Source organism: Paenibacillus sp. FSL R5-192, from assembly GCF_000517845.1.
Classification (GTDB): Bacteria; Bacillota; Bacilli; order Paenibacillales; family Paenibacillaceae; genus Paenibacillus; species Paenibacillus amylolyticus.
Genome location: NZ_ASPR01000078.1, coordinates 51,304 through 77,244, shown reverse-complemented (window position 1 = coordinate 77,244; position 25,941 = coordinate 51,304). Strand labels below are relative to the sequence as shown.

Annotated in this window: 16 protein-coding genes; all 16 read left to right on the top strand. The window is 48.8% G+C overall.

Features of this window, described 5'->3' with window-relative positions:
• Positions 1 to 107 precede the first annotated feature (107 nt).
• Positions 108 to 1,196 (top strand): low temperature requirement protein A, encoded by a 1,089-nt coding sequence (locus C161_RS29150; protein WP_036674704.1) that lies wholly within the window; start codon positions 108 to 110, stop codon positions 1,194 to 1,196.
• A gap of 456 nt (positions 1,197 to 1,652) precedes the next feature.
• A complete protein-coding gene (locus C161_RS29145) occupies positions 1,653 to 4,436 on the top strand; it encodes a glycoside hydrolase family 3 C-terminal domain-containing protein (protein ID WP_036674702.1) in 2,784 nt (927 codons plus the stop codon).
• 189 nt (positions 4,437 to 4,625) lie between these two features.
• On the top strand, positions 4,626 to 4,817 hold the full coding sequence (locus tag C161_RS29140; RefSeq protein ID WP_017691199.1) for a hypothetical protein: 192 nt from the start codon (positions 4,626 to 4,628) through the stop codon (positions 4,815 to 4,817).
• Between the two features lie 443 nt (positions 4,818 to 5,260).
• Positions 5,261 to 5,983, top strand: a complete 723-nt coding sequence (locus C161_RS29135; RefSeq protein ID WP_036674700.1) for a copper homeostasis protein CutC — start codon at positions 5,261 to 5,263, stop codon at positions 5,981 to 5,983.
• A 73-nt stretch (positions 5,984 to 6,056) separates the two neighbouring features.
• Complete coding sequence (locus tag C161_RS29130; RefSeq protein WP_036674698.1) at positions 6,057 to 7,517, top strand: alpha-L-fucosidase; 1,461 nt, start codon at positions 6,057 to 6,059, stop codon at positions 7,515 to 7,517.
• Position 7,518: 1 nt separating this feature from the next.
• Positions 7,519 to 9,300, top strand: coding sequence for a glycoside hydrolase family 35 protein (locus tag C161_RS29125; protein ID WP_036674696.1), 1,782 nt, complete (start codon positions 7,519 to 7,521; stop codon positions 9,298 to 9,300).
• 90 nt (positions 9,301 to 9,390) lie between these two features.
• Positions 9,391 to 9,513 carry a hypothetical protein gene (locus C161_RS33385; RefSeq protein WP_268745237.1) on the top strand — a complete coding sequence of 41 codons (123 nt, stop codon included), beginning with the start codon at positions 9,391 to 9,393 and terminating at the stop codon, positions 9,511 to 9,513.
• 54 nt (positions 9,514 to 9,567) lie between these two features.
• Positions 9,568 to 10,434, top strand: a complete 867-nt coding sequence (locus C161_RS29120; protein ID WP_036674694.1) for a sugar phosphate isomerase/epimerase family protein — start codon at positions 9,568 to 9,570, stop codon at positions 10,432 to 10,434.
• A gap of 250 nt (positions 10,435 to 10,684) precedes the next feature.
• Positions 10,685 to 11,743: a Gfo/Idh/MocA family protein gene (locus C161_RS29115; protein ID WP_036616328.1), complete on the top strand. Its 1,059-nt coding sequence runs from the start codon at positions 10,685 to 10,687 to the stop codon at positions 11,741 to 11,743.
• A gap of 693 nt (positions 11,744 to 12,436) precedes the next feature.
• Positions 12,437 to 13,849: an alpha-L-fucosidase gene (locus C161_RS29110; protein WP_036616331.1), complete on the top strand. Its 1,413-nt coding sequence runs from the start codon at positions 12,437 to 12,439 to the stop codon at positions 13,847 to 13,849.
• Between the two features lie 497 nt (positions 13,850 to 14,346).
• Positions 14,347 to 15,324 carry an ABC transporter permease gene (locus C161_RS29105; protein ID WP_036616334.1) on the top strand — a complete coding sequence of 326 codons (978 nt, stop codon included), beginning with the start codon at positions 14,347 to 14,349 and terminating at the stop codon, positions 15,322 to 15,324.
• A gap of 15 nt (positions 15,325 to 15,339) precedes the next feature.
• Entirely contained in the window at positions 15,340 to 16,248 is a 909-nt protein-coding gene (locus C161_RS29100) for a carbohydrate ABC transporter permease (protein WP_017691189.1), read from the top strand.
• 129 nt (positions 16,249 to 16,377) lie between these two features.
• A complete protein-coding gene (locus C161_RS29095) occupies positions 16,378 to 18,015 on the top strand; it encodes an ABC transporter substrate-binding protein (protein WP_051447422.1) in 1,638 nt (545 codons plus the stop codon).
• Positions 18,016 to 18,190: 175 nt separating this feature from the next.
• Positions 18,191 to 20,410 (top strand): helix-turn-helix domain-containing protein, encoded by a 2,220-nt coding sequence (locus tag C161_RS29090; RefSeq protein ID WP_036674692.1) that lies wholly within the window; start codon positions 18,191 to 18,193, stop codon positions 20,408 to 20,410.
• A 45-nt stretch (positions 20,411 to 20,455) separates the two neighbouring features.
• Positions 20,456 to 22,768 carry a glycoside hydrolase family 3 N-terminal domain-containing protein gene (locus C161_RS29085; protein ID WP_036674689.1) on the top strand — a complete coding sequence of 771 codons (2,313 nt, stop codon included), beginning with the start codon at positions 20,456 to 20,458 and terminating at the stop codon, positions 22,766 to 22,768.
• Entirely contained in the window at positions 22,765 to 25,911 is a 3,147-nt protein-coding gene (locus C161_RS29080) for an alpha-mannosidase (RefSeq protein WP_036674686.1), read from the top strand. Before C161_RS29085 ends, C161_RS29080 begins: the two co-directional genes overlap by 4 nt.
• The last annotated feature ends 30 nt before the right edge of the window (positions 25,912 to 25,941 follow it).

Genomic DNA, 25,941 nt, shown 5'->3' with positions numbered 1-25,941 from the left:
ATGGCGCTCAGAGTTTTTCCTCTGGGCGCGTCACCAGGTCAGCGGGAAGGTAACTGAGTTAGCAACAGGCGTTGTATTATGAGAAAAACCTAAAGGAGCAACGAAGGATGATGGAGAAAAAGGTTACCTGGCTGGAGCTGTTTTACGATCTGCTCTTTGTAGCAGCGGTCGCCAAAGCGGGTCATGTCTTGTTACATGCCGAACATGGAGTAATTACGTTTGAATATTTAATGAAGTTTGTGCTTATTTTTATCCCTGTTTGGTGGGCATGGGTCGGTCAGACCTTGTTTATTAACCGTTATGGTCAAGACATCCTGATCCATCGAATATTCCTCATCCTTCAGCTTCTGTCCGTTATGGTCATGACGGCGAGTCTTTCTACCCATTTTGACCAATACTACTTGTCCTTCTTCATAGGATATATCGGCTCGCGGGCATTTACGGCGATTCAGTATCTGACGGCTCACAAGTCAAAAGGCGAGCATCAGCAGCGAGCGGCCCGTTATTTGGGTATCTGTTTCCTCATTGGCATATTGATCTCATCGGGTTCTTTGTTCTTCGATTCCTGGTTACGCTACGTTATCTTGTATGCGGGGATTGCTGTGGACATCATACTTCCGTTGATCGGACGCAAAAATCTGGTGAAGGTACCGGTTCAGACCCATCACTTGTTGGAACGTTTCGCGCTCTTTACACTTATCCTGCTGGGTGAATCGGTGGTAAGCATTATCGCTGTGCTGCAAGCCGATCATTGGGATATGAAATCCATTCTGTTTGCCGCCTTTACGTCCATCTTTGTCATTGCGATATGGTGGCAATACTTCGACAACGTGGAGAAAAAAGTCAGCAAAGAGATTCAGACTGCCGGGCAAGCGATCATATACGGCCATCTGTTCATCTACATCTCTATGAGTATGATCGCTGCCTCAATTCAGCTGTTATATCAGAATCAGTTAAACTATGTGTTCATGCTGGGGTTTGTATTTGGATCAGCGTTACTGTATTTCTTGTCGACATCACTTGTGTTCCACCGTTACAGACACGCACATCTACGACTCCGGCCACGTCATCTGGCAGTCATGGTGGGCTTACTGGTGGCATTTGTCCTTGTTGATCTGGTCTACCGGGTTCCTGCTTATGTGATCATGGGCGAAGACATGTTATTCTTCTTGGTGTATGCGAAACTTACGACTTAATATGAGTAATATAAAATCAAGAAAAGCCACGGACAACAGGTGTCCGTGGCTTTTTATTATGCCGCTAATCCTGGACATTTTTTAATAATATAAATAAAGCACAAATCTAATTTAATTTCTTCTATAGAATCTGTTAATATGAGACTATGAACAAGTGAATCTACCAGATCATAGAATATCTTTTTATAAAATGAGTGTACGTTTTGTTATATAAATTGAACTAAACATTTACACGAAACGGAGAGGACAGAAAAAACCTGAAGAAGCGAAAGCGTTCGCCTTTATCCCCGGATTTTCCCCATATAAGGGGGATTCATAAAATCTGGGGATAACAGCGATCGGAAGGTTATTCTGTCATCGGAGTGTCCAGTGTAGATATTCTTTAGTTCAATTTATATAGTTCATTTTATATATAGCGATTCGTTGGTATGGGGATGACAATCAGGAGGGAAATCATTGAGCACACATCAAATCGGAGTTCCATTGGAAGGGTTTGCAGAGTTTAGTCGTACGGTTGCCGCTGAAGGAGCCGTTTTACTCAGAAATGAAGGCCAAGTGCTTCCACTTCGTGAAAACGAAAACGTTTCAGTTTTTGGACGGATTCAAGTCAATTATTATCGCAGCGGCACGGGTTCAGGCGGTAGTGTTCATGTAGCCTACACAACGAATCTATTGGATGGTCTGCGCAGCAAGAAGAATATAACGGTCAATGAAGAGCTAGCAGCTGTCTATGAGAAGTGGATTGAGGAAAATCCATTTGATGATGGCGGAAAAGTATGGGCGGCCGAGCCATGGAATCAAAAAGAAATGCCTTTGACGGATGAACTTGTTGCACAGGCTAGAAGCAAATCCAGCAAAGCCATTATCGTGATTGGACGTACAGCAGGAGAAGACCAGGATAATGCGGATGCGCCAGGAAGTTACCAACTGACAGAAGATGAGAAAGCGATGTTGAAGCAAGTCACTTCGCAGTTCGAACACACAATTGTTGTGTTGAATGTCTCAAATATCATCGACATGAGCTGGTTAAACGAAACGCATCTACATCCGATCCAAGGCGTAATTTACTCCTGGCATGGCGGTATGGAGGGTGGCAATGCGATTGCCGATGTGCTGGCGGGGGACGTTACACCAAGCGGTAAACTGACAGATACGATTGCATATTCCATCGAAGATTATCCTTCGACAAGCAACTACGGCAATGAGTTTAAGAACCTGTATCAGGAAGATATCTATGTAGGTTATCGTTATTTCGAAACGTTTCGACCTGAGCGCGTTCAGTTTGAATTCGGTTACGGCCTGTCTTATACGACGTTTTTGGCCCAGCACGAAGAAGCAAAATCCGTGTCTAAAGACGGCGAAACCTACATTCAAGTTCGTGTCAATGTGACCAACTCAGGTACAACATATGCGGGCAAAGAGGTTGTGCAAGTTTATTATGAGGCACCACAAGGCAAACTGGGACAACCGGTGAAGGCTTTGGTGGCTTTTGGAAAAACAGGATTGTTGCAGCCGGGCGAGTCAGAAATTCTGACGATCAGCTTCCCGATCCATGCCATGGCATCTTACGATGATGCAGGCGTTACAGGTCTTGCTTCCGCGTACGTATTGGAAGAAGGCACATACCGACTGCATGTAGGAACCAGTGTGAAACAAGTGCAGCATATCAGCATTGATGGCCAGGATGGCTATAGTATTGAATCTCTTCAATTGGTGGAGCAACTGCAAGAAGCGATGGCCCCAACTGAAGATTTTACACGGATGAAACCAGGTTCACGCAAGGAAGATGGATCTTATGAACTGACTTATGCAGAAGTACCGAAACGTAAGATATCCATGGCAAACCGGATTGAGCAGAATCTCCCGCAAACGCTGGAGCAGACAGGTAACCAGGGCCACAAGCTGAGTGACGTTAAGGCTGGCAAAGTGAGTCTGGAAACCTTCATCGCTCAACTGAGTGATCAGGATCTGGCGGCGATTGTCCGTGGTGAAGGCATGAGCAGTCCGCTCGTTACTTCGGGGACGGCATCTGCATTTGGTGGTGTCAGCGACAGCCTGTTTAACTACGGTATTCCGGTAGCATGTACGGCAGATGGCCCGTCCGGTATTCGTATGGATAGTGGCGAGAAGGCAACACAGGTATCCATTGGTACGTTGCTTGCTGCGACATGGAACAAGGATCTTGTTGAAGAGTTGTATGTGATGGAAGGACAGGAATTACTGAGAAATCAGGTGGATACCCTGCTCGGACCTGGACTCAATATCCGCCGGAGCCCGCTCAATGGCCGGAACTTTGAGTACTTCTCTGAAGATCCACTAATCTCGGGTGTATTTGCAGCAGCATGTACAAAAGGTATTATGAAGGGTGGTTCCAATGCCACACTGAAACACTTTGCCTGCAACAATCAGGAGAAACACCGCAGTAAAGTAGATGCTGTTGTCTCCGAACGTGCACTGCGTGAAATTTACCTGAAAGGGTTCGAAATCGCTGTAAAAGAAGGCGGAGCAAACTCCATCATGACCTCCTACAACCCGGTTAACGGACACTGGGCGGCATCCAACTACGACCTGAACACCACGATTTTGCGTGGCGAATGGAATTTCGACGGAATCGTAATGACCGACTGGTGGGCGATTATGAACGATGTGACCGAAGGTGGCGAGGCTGATCGCAAATACACCAACTGGATGATTCGTGCGCAGAATGATCTCTACATGGTTGTACCGAACTACGGCGCAGAGATCAATGGCTGGGACGACAACACGATTGAATCCTTGGAAAATGGAACATTGACTCGCGGAGAGCTGCAACGCTCGGCGATTAATATCTGCAAGTTCATCATGAATGCACCGGTGTCCGGCAGAAAACATGAGATCGTGGAGAATGTCGCTTCGTTCCAAGCGAATGCCTCCCTATCTGCTGCACAAGCTCAGGATCTGGTTGAGAACGCACAGGTGAAACCTGCAGTAGCTGAACCCGTCTACATGAAAGTGAGCGAGGCCGGCCATTATCGGATTATCGTACAGATCATGTCCCCAGAGCCGGAACTCGCTCAAAGTGCATGTAACCTGCTCTTGAATGACCAGTTGGTAACCACCATTCAAACGAATGGTACGGAAGGTAAATGGATCAGACAGAAACTTGTCAAAGTAGACCTTGAAGCAGGACTGTATGAATTGAAACTGGACTTCACCAAACCAGGCCTCCAGATTGACTGGATCGAATTCAAGCAGGTCTAGAAGATAATCGGAAATATCAGGTGATAAGAGCAATCGGAAGGTTGTTCTGTCATCCAAAGCAGAATACGTTGGTATATGACAAAGGACACTGTACGCGGGTGTCCTTTGTTGTAACACAGAATAGCTACTGTTATGATAGTGTTATGAGATTCGTAGTTCTGAACAATGGGGTCAGGGGTGTTGCGAGGAATGAGAAATTATAATTTTTTGAGTCCAATTCTGCTGGTTGTGGTGGCGCTGATTGTGAGAGGCCTGGTGACTAACCTGGGAGTTCTTTTCGGATTATCACAAGAAGTGGCGAGTAATATTGCCATGATAGCCATGATCATTGCTGCACTGATTATGTTTAATCGAATGACGAAGGCTCGGCGTAGAAAATAGAAAAAGCTCGGATAACGAGAAGGTTATCCAAGACACGAAGACACCCTCCGGGTGTCTTTTTTTGTATTGACGTTCTGATCCTAACGTTTTAGACTATTGCTAATAAATAATAACATTACAAATAACAAAAATAACAAAACTCATTAGATAAAGTGATGAAATCCATTGCACTCTCTATTTGCTAGCCCATTCCGGTCCCCAAAGGAGAATCCAATCATGAAGATCATTGCCGACAAACCATATATCGTTCAGGAAGGTCAGCCTTTGCAGATTAAGAAGCTGACCGTCGTCAAATAATGATGAAGAAGGACCGCAGGAGCGCTGATGAAGCGTTTAGTCGGTCCTTTATGTCATGGATCAGGCTGTGTGCAGTTCGAGAGATGTGTATCGATACGGGTTAACGGTTCTGGAATAATCTACGATGAAGTGAAGGGAGCGACCTTATGGAAAGACAGCCTGTATTGGAAGTCATTGCTGTGAATGTGGAAGATGCCAGAGCAGCTGAGGAGGGAGGGGCTGATCGGATTGAGCTGGTGTCTGCGATGTCTGAAGGAGGACTTACCCCCAGTTATGGTGTCATGGAGCATGTGGTATCCCAGGTATCCATTCCGGTGTATGTCATGATCCGTCCCCATAGCCGCTCGTTCCGCTATAGCCCAGATGACATCCACGCTATGACCCGGGATGTACGCGTGGCGAGGGAACTTGGAGCCGCTGGCATCGTAATCGGTGCCCTCACCGGAGATGGTGAAGTGGACCTTTTACCCATGCAATTATGTATGGCCGAAGCTCAGGGTTTGGGCGTTACGTTTCATCGTGCAATTGATGTGAGCACAAGCTTGACTGAGGCGCTCAAGGCTATTAACACATTGGGCAACGTGGAGCGTGTGCTTACATCGGGAGGGAAACAGACAGCACCTGAAGCCATACTGGAACTGAAACAGCTTCAGCAATTGGGGCAAACCTTGAACATCGCTGTCATGGCAGGGTCGGGGGTCACCATAGAGGGAATTCAAACGCTAGTGAGTCAGACGGGTATCACGGAAATCCATATGGGATCAGGCGTGAGGTACAAAGGCAGCTTTAATTATCCTATTGATCCACATTTGGTTGAAGAAGCCAAGCAGCAGTTATTGCTTGCATCACAGCCATTTCATGGACAGTAGTGCACTGAGTAGCGATCCAAGCGATGGAGATCTAGTGACATAGGAATGTACGAAATAAAAGGAGTGATACGCCATGAATCAAGAACTGCAACCAGCCGAATGGATTAAGTCCGCAGCACAGGTCAGCCCATCCGAACGCCAGCTGAGGTGGCAGGAGATGGAGTTCTACGCGTTTATTCATTTTACGGTAAATACATTTACGGATCAGGAATGGGGCACTGGGGAGGAAGACCCGGCGATTTTCAATCCTTCTGAACTGAGCGCAACGCAATGGATACAGGCGTGCAAGGCTGCGGGGATGAAGGGGCTGATTCTGACATGTAAGCATCATGATGGATTTTGTTTGTGGCCCAGTCAGTTTACAGCGCATACGGTCGCGGCTAGTCCGTGGAGGAATGGTACGGGGGATTTGGTTCGGGAAGTCGTCGATGCTTGTCGTGAGGGTGGATTGAAGTTTGGCGTGTACCTGTCTCCTTGGGATCGGCATGAAGCCACTTATGGAGATTCCGAGAGGTATAACGAGTTTTTCCTCCAACAGTTGCGCGAGCTGCTTACGAATTATGGCGACATCTTCTGTGTATGGTTCGACGGTGCGTGTGGGGAGGGTCCGAATGGCAAAAGGCAGGTCTATGACTGGGACGCCTATTATGCGCTTATTCGTGAACTTCAGCCCGAAGCAGTCATCTCGGTATGTGGCCCGGATGTTCGCTGGTGTGGCAATGAAGCGGGACACACACGGGAATCGGAATGGAGCGTTGTGCCAGCGCATATGCAGGATAATGAGAAGATTCAGGAGCAATCGCAACAGGTGGATGATGGTGAGTTCGCCACAAGGATCAATACGCAGGACGGTGATTTGGGAAGCCGAGAGGTCATTCGTTCCCAAGGTGAGCAACTGATCTGGTACCCTGCCGAGGTGAATACCTCGATTCGCCCAGGATGGTTCTATCATGCCAGTGAAGATGATCAGGTCAAAACACTGGAAGAACTGCTCGCCGTCTATTACGGCGCAGTGGGGGGCAACGCCACCTTTTTACTCAATCTGCCACCGGATATGCGTGGTCTCATTCACGAGCGGGATGTGGAGCGACTACAGGAATTGGGAGATTCACTGCGCACCATTTTTCAGGAAAATTTCGCCTTGCAGGCGCTGGTAAAAGCATCGGAGACGATGGATGAACAACATGCCGTATCGGAAGTGCTCACGGAACGACGGGATACGTATTGGTGTCCTCACGAAGGAACGGAGCAGGCTTGGATCGAGCTGGATTTGCAGGGGGAACGATCGTTTGACCGGGTGGTGCTGATGGAACATATCCAGACAGGCCAACGGATTGAGCGTTTTACGCTGGAGTCGCAGAGGGCAGATGGTGGTTGGGAAGAGTTTTACAAGGGGACGGTGGTGGGGTATAAGCGAATTTGCTGTTTCCCACAGGTTACATCGAGAAAGATGCGTTTAAGCATTCATGAATCCAGATGGTGCCCTACGTTGTCCGGGTTAGGCATATATCTGAGCGAGCGGGGAGGGTTGTAATATGGCCGTGCTAACGTATAAAGGTTCACAATTTATGTATGATGGCGAGCCCATTCAGATTTTGTCGGGTGCCATTCATTATTTCAGAGTGGTCCCCGACTATTGGGAGGATCGGTTACTCAAGCTGAAAGCCTGCGGTTTCAATACGGTGGAAACGTATGTGCCGTGGAATGTTCATGAGCCCCAGCCGGGCCAGTATTGTTTTGAAGGCATGGCTGATCTGGAACGTTTTATTCGCATTGCGGGAGATGTGGGTCTGCATGTGATTGTTCGTCCAAGTCCTTATATATGTGCCGAGTGGGAGTTTGGCGGATTACCTGCCTGGCTGCTTGCCGATGATGAAATTCGTCTGCGGTGTAGTGATGCAAAATTTCTGGAGAATGTGGATCGTTATTATGATGTGCTTTTGCCCAAGTTGAAACCTCTTCTGAGCACCCATGGCGGGCCGATCATTGCAATGCAGATTGAAAATGAGTACGGCAGCTTCGGGAACGACGCGAGTTACCTGCGATATTTACGTGAGGGCATGGTGGAGCGCGGTATGGATGTGTTGTTATTTACCTCGGACGGACCGACAGACCACATGCTGCAAGCGGGATCAGTCCCGGGGCATCTGGCTACAGTTAATTTTGGATCAGGAACGGAAGGAGCGTTCGCCAAGTTGCGTGAATATCAGGCGGATGAACCTTTGATGTGCATGGAGTATTGGAACGGCTGGTTCGATCACTGGGGTGAGTCACATCACACCCGAGAAGCCACAGATGTGGCTGGTGTGTTTGAGGAGATGCTTCGAGCAGGAGCTTCGGTTAACTTTTATATGTTCCACGGTGGAACAAACTTTGGATTTTACAATGGGGCGAACTGTCAGCAGAAGGATCAATACGAACCCACAATTACAAGTTACGACTACGATTCACTGCTCAGCGAATCCGGGGAGCCGACAGCGAAGTTCCATGCCGTACGTGATCTTATTGCTCGGTATAGCAATGAAGATCTGGGTGAGCTTGTGCTACCAAAATCGAAGGGGACTATCGCCTATGGGCGAGTGGAGTTGACCCAACAGGCGTCATTACTGGCGCAGATGGACCGGATATCAGTCCCGGTACAACGCACGAATCCGGAACCGATGGAGAAGCTGGGTCAGGATTATGGCTTTATTTGTTATCAAACCCGAATATCCGGCCCAAGGGAGGGACAGGAACTGGTGGTTCAGGAGGTGCGTGACCGTGCGCTTGTGTTTGTTGATGGGCAATTTCAAGGTGTGTTCGAGCGGGGCAATACGGAATTATTGATTTCCTTTGAAGTACCGCCAGAGGGCGCAGAACTATTGATCCTTGTCGAAAATATGGGGCGAATTAATTATGGTCCATACCTGAGAGATCCGAAGGGGATTACGGAGGGGGTACGACATGGCTTTCAATTTTTATATGATTGGACGATTCATTGTCTGCCATTAACTGATCTGTCGGGTTTACAATTTAGTGATGTGATTAGCGAGGCAATTAACGAAACAGTTAATGAAGTAAAGGGACCAGCATTTTATCGAGGAGAGTTTAATATCACGAATGTAAGAGATACTTTTCTGCGACTGGATAGCTGGACGAAGGGAGTTGTATTTGTAAACGGATTCAATCTGGGGCGCTACTGGAATAAAGGACCGCAAAAAACGTTATATGTACCAGCCCCGTTCCTCCATGAAGGTGAGAATGAAATCATGGTATTCGAGCTTCATCAGACGGCTGATCAGGCCGTAACGTTTGTAGATACACCGGATTTGGGCTAGAAAAAGGAAAATAGTAGAGCAAAACGATTATTGAGAATTGTCGTGTCCGCCGGAAAAAGGTATACGTTGGGTATGGACATCGACTAGGGCGTGTCTGAAAACTCCGAAGGACGCAGATTTTGCCGAATTTTCGTTCCAAGCAAGGAAATTTTCCGCAGGCGTGCCGGGGCACGTCAAGGGAAAGTGACGCAGCAGGGGGCGAAAAGGCGGTAAAAGATGCACTTCAGTGAGTTTTGAGACACGTCCTAAAGGAGAGGATGAGGAAAAATGAAAGTTGGACTCAGCACCTACAGTCTGCAACAAGCATTGGATCGCAAAGAATTAAACGTACCAGATGCCATTCGTTGGATCGCCGATCAGGGCGGGGAACATGTGGAGATTGTACCGATGGGATTCAGTCTGATCGATAATCCGGAGTTGATTGATGAGATTAAAGCTGTGGCAAAAGAGGTCGGGATCGACATTTCCAATTACGCCATCGGCGCAAACTTCGCTGTTCAGGAGGACGCCGAAGCGTTGGAGCAAGAGATCCAGAATGTGATGCGACATGTGGATGTGGCTGCAGCGCTCGGTGTGAAGTTAATGCGTCATGACGTGGCTTTCCGCCCTGCACCAGAGGGAACCGTAGCACAGTTCAAGATCGACCTGCCGGTATTGGTGAAGGCTTGTCAGCGGATAGCCGATTATGCAGCGGATTTTGGAATCACAACAAGCGTGGAGAACCATGGGTACTATGTGCAGTCGAGTGAGCGAATTCAGCGTTTGTTACAAGAAACGGCGCGGAGTAACTTTAAGACCACGCTGGATGTCGGCAATTTCCTCTGTGTGGACGAAGACCCGGTGAGTGCCGTAAAAAATAACATTCCGTACGCGTCGATCGTGCACGCCAAAGACTTCTACTGGAGACCTTCCTACCGGAACCCCGGTGAAGGCTGGTTCCAAACCTCGCATGGCAATTACCTGCGCGGTGCCATTGTGGGCCATGGCGATATCGACATGCCTGAGGTGTTCCGGGTGTTGAAACAATCCGGGTACGACGGATATATCTCGGTAGAATTTGAAGGCATGGAGGATTGTAAAACCGCCTCACGCATTGCCATGGATAACGTCCGCCGCCTATGGGAAGAGGCATAGGGCTGAGTACTTGTTTTAAATGAATAAAATTGAATCAAATGTTAAAGAAGGCGTGAGTAACAGAGGGGAAGCTTGGAACTGTAGGAGCGTTAGCGACCGCCTTTGTCTGCGGATTTCAACCGCTAGAGCGGTCAATAAAAGAAATTTGCAGACAACAGCGGCCGAAAGTCCAAGCATTCACCGTCGTTACGTTAAGCCGAGTATAATTTCTTGAGTCAATTCATATGAAAACGATGGAGGAGTCAGCACTATGTCCAAATTGAAAGTCGCCGTTATCGGTGCCGGATCCATATCCGATTGCCATTTGCAAGCCTACGCCAGTAACCCGGACGTTGAAATATACGCTATCTGCGACCTGAATGCAGAACGTGCCACAGAAGTGGCGAAGCAATATAATGCACCTCATGTGTTTACCGATTACAAAGAATTGCTCGCACTGCCTGAGATCCATTCCGTCAGCATCTGTACATGGAACGACTCCCATGCGGAGATTAGTATTGCTGCTCTGGACGCGGGCAAAAACGTGCTGTGTGAGAAACCACTCTGCCAAACGGTGGAGGATGCCCTCGAAGTAGAGAAGGCGGTTCATCGCAGTGGAAAGCTGCTGCAAGTCGGTTTTGTTCGCCGATATAGCGACAATGCACAAATTCTGAAGAAGTTTATCGACGAGGGTGAGCTGGGCGAGATCTATTATGCCAAAGCCTCCAGTCTTCGTCGTCTGGGCAATCCGGGTGGCTGGTTCTCGGATATCAACCGTTCTGGTGGTGGTCCGCTGATCGATATCGGGGTGCATGTAATCGACATTTGCTGGTATCTCATGGGCAGACCAAAGGTGAAATCCGTCTCCGCCAACGTGTCCAATCGATTGGGAAACCGCTCGAATATTAACAATCTGTCGTTCTACAAGGCAGCGGACTATGACGCGGGGCAGAACACCGTTGAGGACATGGCGAATGCACTGATTCGTTTCGAGAACGGTGCGAGCCTACTCGTGGATGTCAGCTTCACGCTCCATGCTAAAGCGGATGAGACTTCGGTAAAGCTATATGGCGATAAAGGCGGTGCCGAGCTGGAGCCGGAAATTTCGATCATTAGCGAGAAATTCAACACCATTTTGAACATGACGCCACAGGTGGATTTCAAATCATTCGACTTTATGGGATCGTTCCGCAATGAAATCAACCATTTTATCGATAGTACACAGGGCCGCAAAGAAACACTTAGCCCCGTCGAAGACGGCGTCGAGGTAATGAAGATGCTCTGTGCCATCTACGAATCAGCACGCCAGGGCCGCGAAATCACGCTGTAATTGGGGCCTTGCAATACGGAGATGCTCAAGTTGATACTTTACTACTCCCGTGCATTGAAAGTTATGAGCACTTCGCTCCTTTTCAATGAAAAGCTCCGCTCCGGGCGGGTGTGGATTCGTCCTTCCCGCTCGCCGGTGGAGCAGAGTAGGGAGCGAATGCTAACGAATCTCAGACATCTTATTTAAGGATTCGGAGCGCTAGTCGAAATCTAAGGAATCTGACACATCCAATATCAGAATAAGCAGCAGTTTACAGCGTTTTTATCAGCTAATTTCGGGAAATAACGTGTCTGATGTTCCTTACAATTTTAAAAGAGGATCATAAGGTTAAATAAGACGCCCTGTGTTCCTTAAGAAATATTCTACTTATTCACCAGGATCAGCAGCTTGGATTTCCCTTATAGAGACAAGGGAAATAAGGGGTTCCATAGTGATTGAAGATGGCACCGCACTCGAAATAACAAAGTTACTACGCCCCTTAATAGTTAAACTAGCGTTTACGCCAAAACGGAGAGTGCAGAACCAATCTGAAGAAGCGAAGCGCTCGCCTTTATCACCGGATTTCCAACAATTATAAAGTGAAATAAAAGAAATCCGGGGATAACAGCGATCGGAAGATGGTACTGCACTCGGAGTGACCAGGCGTAACATGCATGGTTTATCTTTTATCCAATCCAAAGGAGATGAAACAGGATGAGCGAAGCCAAAGAAACCGTACTGGAGCAGGAAGAGCAGTTTGTCGAAGCCGGCGTGCACAATTTTAGCAAAGAGGACGAGTGGATCAAACCGGAGGACCCGCTGCTGAATGAGCGGTTGGAGTGGTTCAAGGATCAGAAGCTGGGGTTGATGATGCACTGGGGGCCGTATTCCCAGCTTGGCCTCGTGGAATCTTGGGCGCTGAGCGACGAAGATGGCGATTGGTCGCGCGATGACATCGACTGGACGGATGACATGGAAGACTTCAAGCGGGAATATTTTGATCTGAACAAAACCTTCAATCCGATTCGTTTCCAGCCTGAGGAATGGGCACAAATGGCGGCAGATAACGGGTTCAAATATTTCCTGTTCACCACCAAGCACCATGACGGTTTCTGCATGTGGGATACCAAGACGACGGATTACCGGATAACGGGCAAGGACACGCCTTTTCATACCCATAAGTATGCGGACATCTGTCGAGCATTATTTGATGCATTTCGGGCCAAAGGACTGGGCATCTCAGCGTATTTCTCCAAAGCGGACTGGCATACCCCGTATTACTGGGCACCGGGCATGGAGCGTGGACGTCATATGTGGCGCGGGCCCTCGTATGATCCCCATAAGTATCCGTGGCTGTGGGAGAAATTCGTGGAGTTCACACATGAGCAGATCATGGAGCTACTGACGAATTACGGGCGAATCGAATGTCTGTGGCTGGATGCTGGATGGGTGCGCGAAGGTCGCCATGGTCAGGATATCAGGCTTGGAGAAGTCGTGGAACGGGCGCGTAAGACCACACAACCTTGGCTCCTGTCCGCAGATCGCACCGTGGGTGGGGCGTATGAGAATATCGTTACCCCCGAGCAGACCATACCGGAACATCCGATGAACATTCCATGGGAGAGCTGTATTACCGTGGGGAACTCCTTTGCCTTCGGATTCGATGATCAGTATAAAACGGGAAGACAGCTGGCACATATTCTACTCGAAGTTGTGTCCAAGGGCGGTAACCTGGCGCTGAATGTAGGTCCACAACCCGATGGGCGTCTGCCAAAAGGGGCAATTCGAGGCATCAAGGGCCTCGGTGAATGGTTGGGTACTCATGGGGAAGGCGTCTATGGAACCCGGATCTGCGGGCCATATTTTACGAAAGATTGGGCTTTCACACAGAAAGAAGAGATCAACACCGTGTATGCCTTCCGTATATACCGAAACGAGAATGAGACCGTACAACCACAGTTAATCATTCCTTATCTGGAAAAGGTAGAGCGGATCGAACTCGTCGGTAGCGATGACGTACTTTCGTATCAGCAGACAGAAGACGGACTTCTTGTGGATCTGCCCCAATCCGCTACAACCAATGAAGCTCCCATCACACATACGTTCAGATTGGTCACAAGCGCATAGAGGTTGTTCAAAAAGTCCCCAATTGATCACGAAGTAAACCACGAAGCGAACTCGACATCGAATCTTGCGTTCACCTTCGGAGTCCGGTGCTCATGTAGGTTTGCCTACACTCCGCTCCTCCTCTTTCAGGTTCTCGCAGCCTTCTCGGTGCTGAATCGTTAACTTTTTGAACTTGCATGTAAGAATGCCATGTCAATTCCGGGGGAGATATAACCACCTCCGGGATTTTTTTATTCATACATAAGGGACACGATGCCCAATAGAAACGGCTCGCAATCGCTTGTCACACAAGGGTTTGTGGAATAAAGAGAAGTCGGAGAAAATTGCAAATTGATAAAAGTTTATCGAGCGATGTACTATCAAATCAAGAAAGCGCTACCTGATATGAATGTTTACATCATATTTGTTGAACAAGGAACTAAGAACAGAAAAAAGGATGTTTAAGGGATGTAAATGTAATGTATTATTACACTTGAGGTGTAGAAGGAGTGACGCAAATGAGTCGAGCTACGGAAAGCATACCCGCCAAGATGGAACTCCATCAGAGGAAACATGTAGAGCCCAAGCGGCAGCATCCATTCATCAAAAGCCTCAAGAAACACTGGGAGCTCTACCTGCTCGTGCTGCCCCCGGTGTTGTATCTGTTGATCTTCAAGTACATTCCTATGGTAGGTGTCCAAATCGCCTTCAAGGACTTCAGTGTGGTCAAAGGAATCTGGGGAAGCCCGTGGGTCGGATTCAAACACTTTGAAGCCTTCTTCCAATCTCCAAACTTCTGGCTGTTAATCAAAAACACGATAGGCATCAGCTTTTATTCCTTAATTGCCGGTTTCCCCATTCCGATCCTTCTGGCGCTGGCGCTGAATGAGATTCGAACGGGTTACTTCAAGAAGACCGTGCAGATGGTCACTTACGCTCCGCATTTTATCTCAACGGTTGTTATGGTATCCATTATCATTCTGATGCTCTCCCCGCATGTGGGCGTGGTAGACAAGCTGTTCACACTGCTCGGCTTCCCGATGACGAACTTCATGGGCATTCCGGAATACTTCAAATCGATATATGTCTGGTCAGGTGTGTGGCAGGGCATGGGATATTCATCAATTATATATATCGCAGCTCTTGCTGGTGTTGATCCATCTCTCTATGAAGCAGCAAAGATGGACGGCGCATCAAGGCTTCGGAAAATATGGCACATCGACCTCCCATCGCTCGTTCCAGTCACCGTTATCATGCTGATTCTGAGTCTGGGCAGCATTATGGGTGTGGGCTTTGAGAAAATATACCTGATGCAGAATCCACTCAACACAAGCGCTTCGGAGGTTATCTCCACGTATGTGTACAAGGTGGGTCTGATCGGAGCGAATTTCAGCTTCTCCTCGGCAGTTGGGTTCTTCAACTCCATTATCAACCTGATCCTGCTGGTTATCGTCAACGGCATATCGCGCAAAGTATCCCAGAACAGCTTGTGGTAAAGGAGGAGTTTATCCATGTTCAACCTGATTAATCGTAACCGGATCAAGGACCCGCTCGGTGACCGCATTTTCATGACATTCAACTATATCTTTCTGTTCGCCATACTGCTAACAGTGTTTTATCCGCTTTTGTATATCATCAGTTCTTCGTTCAGCTCTTCACGAGCCGTGACATCCGGTCAGGTGTGGCTGTTCCCGGTAGACTTTAACATCAAGGCGTACATCTCCATTTTCAAAAGCCAACAGCTTATGCTCGGTTTCTATAACACGATCATTTACACCGTGGTGGGCACGTTCATTAACGTGGTGCTGACCGTCATGCTGGCGTATCCTTTGTCACGAAAATCGTTCTATGGACGAGGGGCCATCATTATTTTCATGATGATCACGATGTTCTTTGATGGCGGTCTGATTCCCACCTACCTCTTGATGAAGGATTTGCACCTGCTCGATACACGTTGGGCGATGTGGCTGCCCGGGGCGCTCGCAGTATTCCAGGTAATCGTGGCAAGAACTTTCTTCCAATCTTCCATTCCGGAAGAACTCGGGGAGGCCGCGGAAATGGATGGTTGCCGGGATATCCGGTATCTGATCAGCGTAGTTCTTCCCTTATCAAAGCCCATTCTGGCAGTCATGACACTCATGTATGCCGTAGGTCACTGGAATGCGTACTTTGATGCATTGATCTACCTGCGTTCCGAGAAATTGTTCCCTCTACAATACGTGCTTCGCAATCTGCTTATCCTGAACGCGGCTGATCCGGCGATGCTCGCCAATACCAGCCAACAGATGCGGGACCAAGGGTTCGAGCAGGTGTTGAAATATGCACTGATTGTTGTCGCGAGCATTCCAATTCTGATCATGTATCCATTTGTACAGAAACATTTTGTTAAAGGGGTCATGGTTGGTTCCCTGAAAGGTTAATCCTTGTGAGTTAAGCCCGGTTGCCTCTTGAAAGGAGGTGGAAGGAACACGCCGGCTTCCGGGGTCGATTTTATACACGTGCAGTACAAGTCAATAATTTGCCGTTATGAACAAAAAGGAGGAGTCAGATTGAGAAAATCTTGGATTTCGATGTTGTTTCTGGTCTTTGCTTCGATGGCTTTGTTGTCCGCATGCAGTTCATCCGAGGAATCGGGTGGAAGTAGCGACGGTAGCGGGGAGAGCGGCGGTCCTGTAACCATGACCCTCTTTGCTCCGCAAGGCAAAGCGTCCATGGAAGAGAATGAATTTACCCAATTTATCGAAGACAAGTTCGACGTTACCCTAAAATGGGATCTGGCCCCAACGGACGCTTTGCAGGATCGCAGACAATTGCTGCTGGCTAGTGGTGATTATCCGGAAGTATTTCTTCACGGCAAGTTCACCACCTCAGACCTTCAAACCTATGGAAAACAGGGCGTGTTCCTTCCGCTACAAGATCTGATTCAGAAGTATGGTCCGAATCTGACCAAGATTATGGAAGAGAAACCATACTTCAAAGAAGCCATTACGGCACCGGACGGCAACATCTATGCGCTGCCTATCTTCAATGAATGTTACCACTGTACGTATGCACAGAAATACTGGATCAACACGGAATGGCTCGATAATCTGGCTCTGAAAATGCCAACCACAACTGATGAACTGTATACCGTTCTGAAGGCGTTTAAGACACAAGATCCAAACGGTAACGGGAAAGCGGACGAGATTCCACTTACAGGCGCACCGAACAAGTATGTATGGAATGGCAACATTGATGCCTACCTGATGAATAGCTTTATATACAATGACAACGACAAATATCTGATCGTGAACGATGGCAAGGTGAGTTTTGCCGCCAATCAGGAAGGCTGGAAGAAAGGGCTGGAGTACATGAACAAGCTCTATGCAGATGGCCTGATTGATCCGGCTTCCTTTACACAGAATGATCAGGCGATTGGACAGCTGGGGAACAAGGAAGGCGATGAAGTGGTCGGTTCCATTACAACGGCGCTGGTCAGTTATCTCGTGAATACTTATGACAAAGATATCACCCGTCACCAGCACTGGGAGATCGTTCCTCCATTGAAAGGACCAGATGGAGTGCAGACGACAGGCGCCACGCAGAGCGTAGGTGAGTTTGAGTTTGCCATCACGAACAAAGCGACAGAAGCACAGCAGATTGCCGCCATCAAGATCGTAGACTACATGTTCAGTGAAGAAGGTGCGCTGTACGCGGAGTATGGACCAACTGAAGGCAAGGGCTGGAAGAAGGCAGATGCCGATGAGAAAAACATCAATGGCGAGCCGGCCAAATACAGCTACTACAACCTGCCTGAGCGTGATCCAAACGTTGTTGTGAACGAGAGTTGGTCACAGATCGGAGCACATGACTTGTCCAACACGTTCCGTAATCTGTTTGCGGAAGGACAGAATCCTTTAGAAGCAGAGGGTTATGGTACACGTCTGGCTCAAGCTACCAATGTGTATGAACCTTATGCACCCAAAGAAGTATACCCTGCGAACGTATTTATTCGTCCAGAGGATACGGAATCAGCCGCACAACTGACTACGGCCATCAAGGATTATGTACAGACGAATATGGCACAGTTCATTATTGGCAGCAAGAGCATTGATAAGGAATGGGATTCGTATGTCAAAGGCTTTGATGGTCTCGGACTGAGTAATTACCTTGAGATCTACCAGCGTGCCATTGAGAAGAATCAATAATTGAAGGATTCAATATAGAGGCTGTCCCGTCTGTCACCCGTGACCGGGACGGTCTTCTCCTATGACAACCCCACGTCATCCGATATAATGTACTGAATATTTATGGAAAATTAGCGATCAGCACAGATGTTTGTCGTCATTCAGCATGAACAGTAATGGTGGGGGGATCTCGGAGATGAACAACAATTGGTTTAGACGTTTGCTGTTATCGTATCTGCCTGTTTTCTTTATTGTGACGACCATTCTATTCTTTATTTTCTTTCAAGTATTCAATGAACAGAACCGTAGAGAAGCGCTTAAGGCCAATGAATTTCTGGCCTCTCAGGTCACGCAATATCTGGACAACTCCCTGCGTTCCATCGACTTCAAGGTACTGCGTGAGATTTTGACCAACCCTAACTTGAAGAATTATTTCTCGGTATCTGGCAGCGATGATGTGTATGCCGGCATTCAGGCGGTCCAGGTGGTTGATGAATTGAAAATAGAGTATCCGCTGATTGATTCGATTTATCTCGTTCGATACGGGGATGGCACGGTCTTCAGTAACGGGAAGGCTGTTCCGATTGAAGAGTTCCCGGATGCAGACTTTATTGCAGATAGCCGGTCAAGGGATGAACAGAAGTGGGCAGGGGCACGAGCGTTCCGGGCTTTTCCATCGCAAGCGACTGAGCAAGTGATTACGATTGTGCGCAGTGTAGGAAACGGCAAAGGACTTGTGGTCACAAACGTGGACCTGAGTACCCTGAGAAAATCCATCATGCAGATGTATGATCCGGAATTTACGTTTGTGAACATCTTCAACCGTTCGGGCGGCAATCTGTGGGATAGCAGCATGCCAGGAGGGGGTGCAGCTTCTACTAAAACCACGTCGGGAGAAGTCTTCTCCGAATTCACGTCGAGTTATAGCGGTTGGAAGGTGCAGACAGGTCTCAACAATGGAAAAATCGTCAAATGGACGCTGCAATTTTATAATATCTGGTTTGCCTTTGCGGTAGTGGTTGTGTTGATCGGGGTGGTGTGGGTGATCTACGTGACCCGTAGAAATTACAAGCCGATTCAGCAGATTGTCACGTTAATTCAGACCGTCTCTTCGCAGAAGCAATCGGGGCTGGGCTATGGCAAGGAGAATGAGTTTCGATTCATCCATACAACGCTGGAACGCATGATTGATCAGACGAGACAATATCAGGAGGAGCACGAAGAGAATCTGATTTTGCAGAAAAAAATGTTCTTTCAGGAGTTGCTGGAGGGCACACGAGACTTTACGAGCACGGAGCTGACAGCGGAGATGAAGAAGTTCAAACTGCCTGAGCTGGAGCATCGTTGGGCCGTCATGGTAATTGAAATGGATCGGTATGATACATTTGTGACGGAGTATCATGATCAGGACCAATCCCTCCTGAAATTTGTGTTATCCAGTATCCTGCAGGAGAGTGCGCGTCATGAAGGAACGGAAGTATGGGCTGAATGGATCTCCGATCAGCGTCTGTACGCCATCCTCTGGATTCCGGCAATGGAACAGGCTGAGGAGACCGAGCATCGATTGCTCGCTGGTTATCTGGACAGAATCGATCAGTATCTGAACTTCACCGTGACCATTGGTGTTGGTCGGGTTGCTGTCGATATTCGGGGGCTGAGAGCTTCGTTGAAAGAAGCTGTGCACGCGCTGGAGTACAAGGCTGTACTGGGGATAAACCGTATCATTCCGTGTAGCGATGTGCCGAATTCGACCAATGATGTGTATGAGTTTCTGAAAACCATCTCGCTGCTGGTACAGGCGATGCGCTTGTCGGACGATGTCTGGGAAAAGCATTTTGAGAGACTGTTTGAACAAATCAGTGAGTCCGTTCTGTCCCGTCAGGAGATTATGAATACGATCCAATTGTTATTTCAACATTACAATCGGGAATTCGCCGAACTTCCACGAGAGTATCAGGAGTCATGGGCCGCTATATTCACCCCACTTCTTCCAAGGCTGGAGGGCTGGGAGACGTTAGACGATCTGCGTGAGCTGTGCTGGGAAGGGTTCAGAGAACTGGCGTTGCAGATGCAGACGCTGCATTGTTCCCGAAAACACAGATCACATATTCTGGAGATTCGCAAATACATCGAAGAGCATTACAACAATCCTGATCTGTCACTGAACTACCTTAGTGATCTATTCGATATTAATCCGAAGTATCTGAGTAAGCTTTTCAAGGATGAGATTGGGGAGAAGTTTGTGGATCTGCTCATTAGTCATCGCATTGAAAAAGCCAAGCTGCTCATGCAGGAGACGGATAAGGCTATTCAGGAGATCAGTGAGGAAGTGGGTTACACGAACTATAATTCCTTCAACCGGGCCTTCAAGAACGTGGTGGGTGTGGCACCAAGTGACTATCGCAAAGCCATGTGAGTGCATGCGCCTAACTAATTCCGAACGCATAAGGAGAATGTGCATATGGACTATAAAGATGCTTCGCTTCCCATTCAGGAACGGGTTCAGGATCTGATCGGACGGATGACAACGGCAGAGAAGATTGGACAACTCATTCAGCCGATGGGATGGAAGACGTATGATAAAGCAGCTGATGGTACAGTACAGGTGACGGAAGAGTTCAAAGCGGACATGGAACAGGGCGGTGTCGGTTCTCTGTATGGTGTGCTTCGGGCCGATCCATGGACCGAAGTGACGCTGGAAACGGGGCTGACCCCACGGCAAGGAGCCGTTGCCACAAATGTCATTCAGCAGTATGCCATGGAGCATTCTCGGCTGGGCATTCCCATTTTGTTCGGAGAAGAGTGTTCCCATGGGCATATGGCGATTGGGGCGACAGTATTTCCGGTACCGTTAACGGTGGGCAGCACGTGGAATATGGAGTTATACCGCAAGATGTGTGAAGCCATCGCTGTGGAGACCCGGAGCCAGGGGGGAGCGGCAACGTATTCCCCCGTGCTTGATGTAGTACGTGACCCGAGATGGGGACGGACGGAGGAATGTTTTGCCGAAGATCCATACCTAATCGGTGAATTCGCAGTAGAAGCCATGAAGGGACTACAGGGTGACCGCCTTGATTCCAACCAGACAATTGTCGCGACACTCAAGCATTTTGCGGCTTATGGCAGCTCGGAGGGTGGGCGCAATGCTGCTCCAGTTCATATGGGATTACGTGAATTGCATGAAATAGACCTGTTGCCGTTCAAAAAAGCAGTGGAAGCCGGGGCTTGCTCCGTGATGACCGCATATAACGAAATTGATGGCGTACCATGCACGTCCAGTACGTATCTGCTGAATGACCTTCTGCGGGAGCAGTGGGGTTTTGATGGGTTTGTGATTACTGATTTTGGCGCCATTCAGATGCTGGTCCATGGACATAACACCGCTGAGAACGGGGAGCAGGCCGTAGCGCAGTCCCTTCAGGCAGGGGTAGACATGGAGATGTCCGGGTACATGTATCGCAAACATCTTGGTCAGGCGCTTGAGCAGGGAATGATTGAAGAGAAGGATCTGGACTTGGCTGTGTGGCGAGTGCTGGAGATGAAATTCAGTCTTGGTCTGTTTGAACAACCTTTCGTAGATCCTGACTTTGCAGAACAGGTCATCGGATGTGAAGACCATACACAGCTGGCGAGGGAAGTTGCACAAGAGGGGATTGTTTTACTGAAAAATGAGGAAAATACTCTTCCGCTTGCCAAAACAGGTACAAAACTAGCTGTCATTGGTCCGAACGCAAACCATATCTATAACCAGCTTGGGGACTATACCTCGCCACAGCCGAGAGAACAGATCGTCACCGTACTGGATGGCATTACGCGCAAGCTTGGCACGGATTCGGGTCAGGTACTGTACGCACCCGGTTGTCGGATTAAAGGCGATTCCAGGGAGGGCTTTGCACAAGCGCTCGCCTGTGCGGAACAGGCCGATGTCATCGTGATGGTGATGGGTGGTTCCAGCGCCCGCGATTTTGGTGAAGGTACGATCGACTTGCGGACAGGTGCGTCTGTGGTAATCGATGATCCATGGAACGATATGGAGTGCGGTGAGGGCATTGACCGGGCGTCTTTGAATCTCATGGGTGTTCAATTGGAGCTGGTGCAGGAGGTACATAGGCTGGGGAAACCCGTTATCGTGGTGTATATTAACGGACGCCCCATTGCTGAACCTTGGATTGATGAGCATGTCCATGCGATTGTGGAAGCGTGGTACCCCGGACAGGAAGGTGGTAACGCGATTGCGGATATTCTGTTTGGCGATGTGAATCCATCTGGCCGCCTTACCGTCTCCATTCCCAAGCATGTTGGGCAACTTCCGGTCTACTATCATGCCAAACGCACTCGTGGCAAACGGTATCTGGAGATGGATCTGGCGCCGCAGTACCCGTTTGGATATGGACTGAGCTACACCGAATTCAAATACGAGAATGTAAGAGTAATGCCAGAAGTCATCGGCCCGGACGATGAAGCTCAGGTGATGGTTGAAGTCACGAATACCGGAGCGGTTGCGGGAAGCGAGGTTGTGCAGTTGTACATCACGGATGTGTCGGCTTCGGTTACGCGGGCTGAAATGTCACTTAAGGGTTTTCGTAAAATTCATCTGAAGCCAGGACAGACCCAGACCGTTACATTCCCTGTGCAAAAAGAACACCTCGCACTGATCGACTCTCGTCTCCAGTCTGTCGTAGAACCGGGTGAATTCAGGCTCATGGTTGGCCGCAATTCTATGGATTGGACCGCCTGCAGTCTGCACATTCAGAAGGTGGGGGTGGAGGTATGATTCGAATTCAGCGATTCATCGAAGATCTGAAACAGCGACAATGGCTGGATACGATCGAGCTTCCAGCGTGGGAGATGCAGAGGGCCAGATACATTCGGCCAGGGGAATACGAGTACGAACAGGCAGAAGTAAATGAAGATGAGCAGGCAGACAAGGCCATGCAAAGCTTGAATCCGCTGAACAGCGTACATGGAACGACTTATTTTCTGAGCAACCGTGTGGAGATTCCGGTGGAATGGCAAGATCAGGCTATTGGTCTGATCTTTGAGGCTGGGGGAGAAGGGCTGCTGAAGGTGAATGGCATGTCTTATCACGGACTGGACCGGAATCACGGGTTCGTCCCCCTTCCGAGAAGTCGGGTAGGAAATACGCCACAGTTGGAGATTGAACTCTATGATCCGATTCCAGAGCCGCATGACCCACTCAACCGACAAGCTGTTATTCAGCCGCCTATTCAGGGCATTCGGGCAGCATTGGTTCATGTTAATCAGCCACTGCAGAGCCTGATGTACAGCGTTACGGTACTCGCCGAGTCGCTCCGGGCATATAACGAGAAGGAGCCCAAGCGGATGGCACTTGTTCAGGCTATTTATCAGGTGATGGATAACATGTACAATGACCCGGAACGCTGGAGTGATGCAGCCTGGATACAGAACTTCGAATATGCATTAGCACAGTCGGTACAGCAGGAAGACCCGGAGGAATATCGAAGTGGCTTCATGCACCTGGTTGGACAATCCCACATTGATATAGCCTGGCTGTGGCCTGTACGTGAGACAGTTCGCAAGTCCAGTCGCACGTTCTCGACCATGTGCACCTTGATGGATACGTACCCGGATTTTGTGTATTCCCAGAGCCAGCCGCAGTTGTATGCCTTCGTGAAGGATCATTACCCGGAGTTGTACGAGCGAGTTAAAGCCCGCATTGCTGAAGGACGCTGGGAATTGGTTGGAGGCATGTGGGTCGAGCCGGATCTGAATATTCCGAGTGGCGAGTCGTTAGTTCGGCAGATTCTGTATGGACAGAACTTCTATCAGGCCGAGTTTGGCAAACGCTCCAACATCGAGTGGCTGCCGGATACCTTTGGCTACTGCGCTTCCTTACCGCAGATGCTGAAGCTCGCCAATATTCCTTATTTTATGACCACCAAGCTGAATTGGAATGATACCAATGCGTTTCCGTATGACCTCTTCGACTGGGTGGGCATTGATGGTACTTCGGTGCTTGCGTATCTGAACCATGGGGTGAATGAGCATACGCGTCCCAAAGATGTGGATGAACATTGGCAATCATTTAAACAAAAGGATGTTCACCCTGAGCAAATGTTGCTTTACGGACATGGCGATGGTGGTGGCGGCGTGACGAATGAGATGGTGGAGTTTGCGGAGCGATCCCACTTGATGGTGGGGCAGCCAATCAGTAAATTCAGCACAGCAGGGGCTTTTTTTGAAGACATATCATTAAATAATCCGACGTTGCCGAAATGGCACGGGGACTTGTATCTGGAACTGCATCGCGGAACGTATACAACTCATGCGAGGAACAAACGTAGCAACCGTAAGGCAGAGGTATTATATCGGGAAGCGGAAATCTGGGGGCAATTTGCCGGGGCTTACGGCGCGCACACGAAGAATGATCTGGATGAAGGCTGGAAGTTGATTATGCTCAACCAATTCCATGACATTATTCCGGGAACGTCGATTCCAGAAGTTTACGTAACGTCCACCGAGGAGTACACGAAGGTATTTGCACTGGGTACATCCGCACTGCGGGAAACGCTGGATACCCTTGCGGAGAACATTGCTACAGATGAAGTTGATGGTCTTCCCTACATTATATTCAACAGCCTTGGCTGGGAACGTGGAGAAAATATCACCATTACAGGGGATGCCCACCTCGCCAGGATGGCAGCATTTGATCGTCAAGGAAACCGTCTGGCCTGTGATCTTGAACAAAAGGAAGACAAGTATACGTTGCTCGTGCATGTTCCGTCGATTCCTGCTTTTGGGTATACAACCATATGGCTGCGCGAAGCATCGGATGTTATCCTTCCAGTAAGGGAAGAAAAATCCTTCCCTTCCACGTGGGAAACTGAATTTTACACGCTTGAGTTTAATAACTTGGGAGAGATCACTCGATGGTATGACAAAACGGTAGGACGTGACTGGCTGAAGCCTGGTGATCGGGCGAATGAGTGGCAGTTTTTCCACGACAAACCGACGTACTGGGATGCATGGGATATCGATCCACGATTTGAATCCCAGCGAGCTGGTGCGGTGCAGTTGATCTCCAGAGAGATTGTACAGCGCGGGGCTACGCGAGATGTACTACGCTTTGTCTGGAAGTTGAATCAATCGGAGATCAGTCAGGATATCATTTTGCATCGTTACCAGCGGCGTGTTGATTTCCGTACAAAAGTGAACTGGAATGAGAGCCATAAACTGCTCAAGGTGGCATTTCCGGTGGACCTGGTGGCAGCCAAAGCGGCTTATGAAATTCCGTTTGGAGCGTTGGAGCGTCCAACTCATAACAACACCAGTTGGGAGCAGGCGCAGTTCGAGGTCTGTGGACATCGTTGGGCGGATATCTCGGAGGGCAACAGCGGTGTGAGTTTGCTGAATGATTGCAAGTACGGGTATGACATCAAGGATCGGACGATCCGCCTGTCCCTGCTTCGTGCCCCGAAATGGCCGGATGAACATGCCGATCAGGGCGATCATGAATTCACGTATTCGATCCTGCCCCATCAGGGCGATTGGCGACAAGCCGCCGTCGTTCGCCGGGCGATGGAGCTTAATCATCCGGTGGAGGTTGTGGCAGCGAGTCAGTCTTCGGGTCACTTGCCAGCTGAACACGTTTGGGTTCAGTTCAACAGTGAGCATGTCATTCTGGACGCAATCAAGCCCGCGGAAGACGGCTCGGGAACGGTGCTGCGTTTCTACGAATCATCAGGAGGTCGGGAAACGGTGCAGGTTCAGTGGGCTGAAAAGGAAATCAAAGCGTCCATCATTAATCTGCTGGAGGATGAGATCCATCCGTTGACTTGTTCAAACGGCACAATCGAACTGACATTCAAACCGTATGAGATCAAGTCGGTGAAACTTGTTGATATCAGTAATGAGTCGAACCTTACATTTACATGAGAACGTAGAGTTACTCACTCAATCACAGGA

Bases quoted from the DNA above. Each gene is read 5' to 3' on its own strand.
- C161_RS29135 (WP_036674700.1), top strand. From the start codon at position 5,261: ATGGAAAGACAGCCTGTATTGGAAGTCATTGCTGTGAATGTGGAAGAT.
- C161_RS29085 (WP_036674689.1), top strand. From the start codon at position 20,456: ATGGACTATAAAGATGCTTCGCTTCCCATTCAGGAACGGGTTCAGGAT.
- C161_RS29100 (WP_017691189.1), top strand. From the start codon at position 15,340: ATGTTCAACCTGATTAATCGTAACCGGATCAAGGACCCGCTCGGTGAC.
- C161_RS29120 (WP_036674694.1), top strand. From the start codon at position 9,568: ATGAAAGTTGGACTCAGCACCTACAGTCTGCAACAAGCATTGGATCGC.
- C161_RS29105 (WP_036616334.1), top strand. From the start codon at position 14,347: ATGAGTCGAGCTACGGAAAGCATACCCGCCAAGATGGAACTCCATCAG.
- C161_RS29150 (WP_036674704.1), top strand. From the start codon at position 108: ATGATGGAGAAAAAGGTTACCTGGCTGGAGCTGTTTTACGATCTGCTC.
- C161_RS29140 (WP_017691199.1), top strand. From the start codon at position 4,626: ATGAGAAATTATAATTTTTTGAGTCCAATTCTGCTGGTTGTGGTGGCG.
- C161_RS29125 (WP_036674696.1), top strand. From the start codon at position 7,519: ATGGCCGTGCTAACGTATAAAGGTTCACAATTTATGTATGATGGCGAG.
- C161_RS29080 (WP_036674686.1), top strand. From the start codon at position 22,765: ATGATTCGAATTCAGCGATTCATCGAAGATCTGAAACAGCGACAATGG.
- C161_RS29130 (WP_036674698.1), top strand. From the start codon at position 6,057: ATGAATCAAGAACTGCAACCAGCCGAATGGATTAAGTCCGCAGCACAG.
- C161_RS29090 (WP_036674692.1), top strand. From the start codon at position 18,191: ATGAACAACAATTGGTTTAGACGTTTGCTGTTATCGTATCTGCCTGTT.
- C161_RS29115 (WP_036616328.1), top strand. From the start codon at position 10,685: ATGTCCAAATTGAAAGTCGCCGTTATCGGTGCCGGATCCATATCCGAT.
- C161_RS29110 (WP_036616331.1), top strand. From the start codon at position 12,437: ATGAGCGAAGCCAAAGAAACCGTACTGGAGCAGGAAGAGCAGTTTGTC.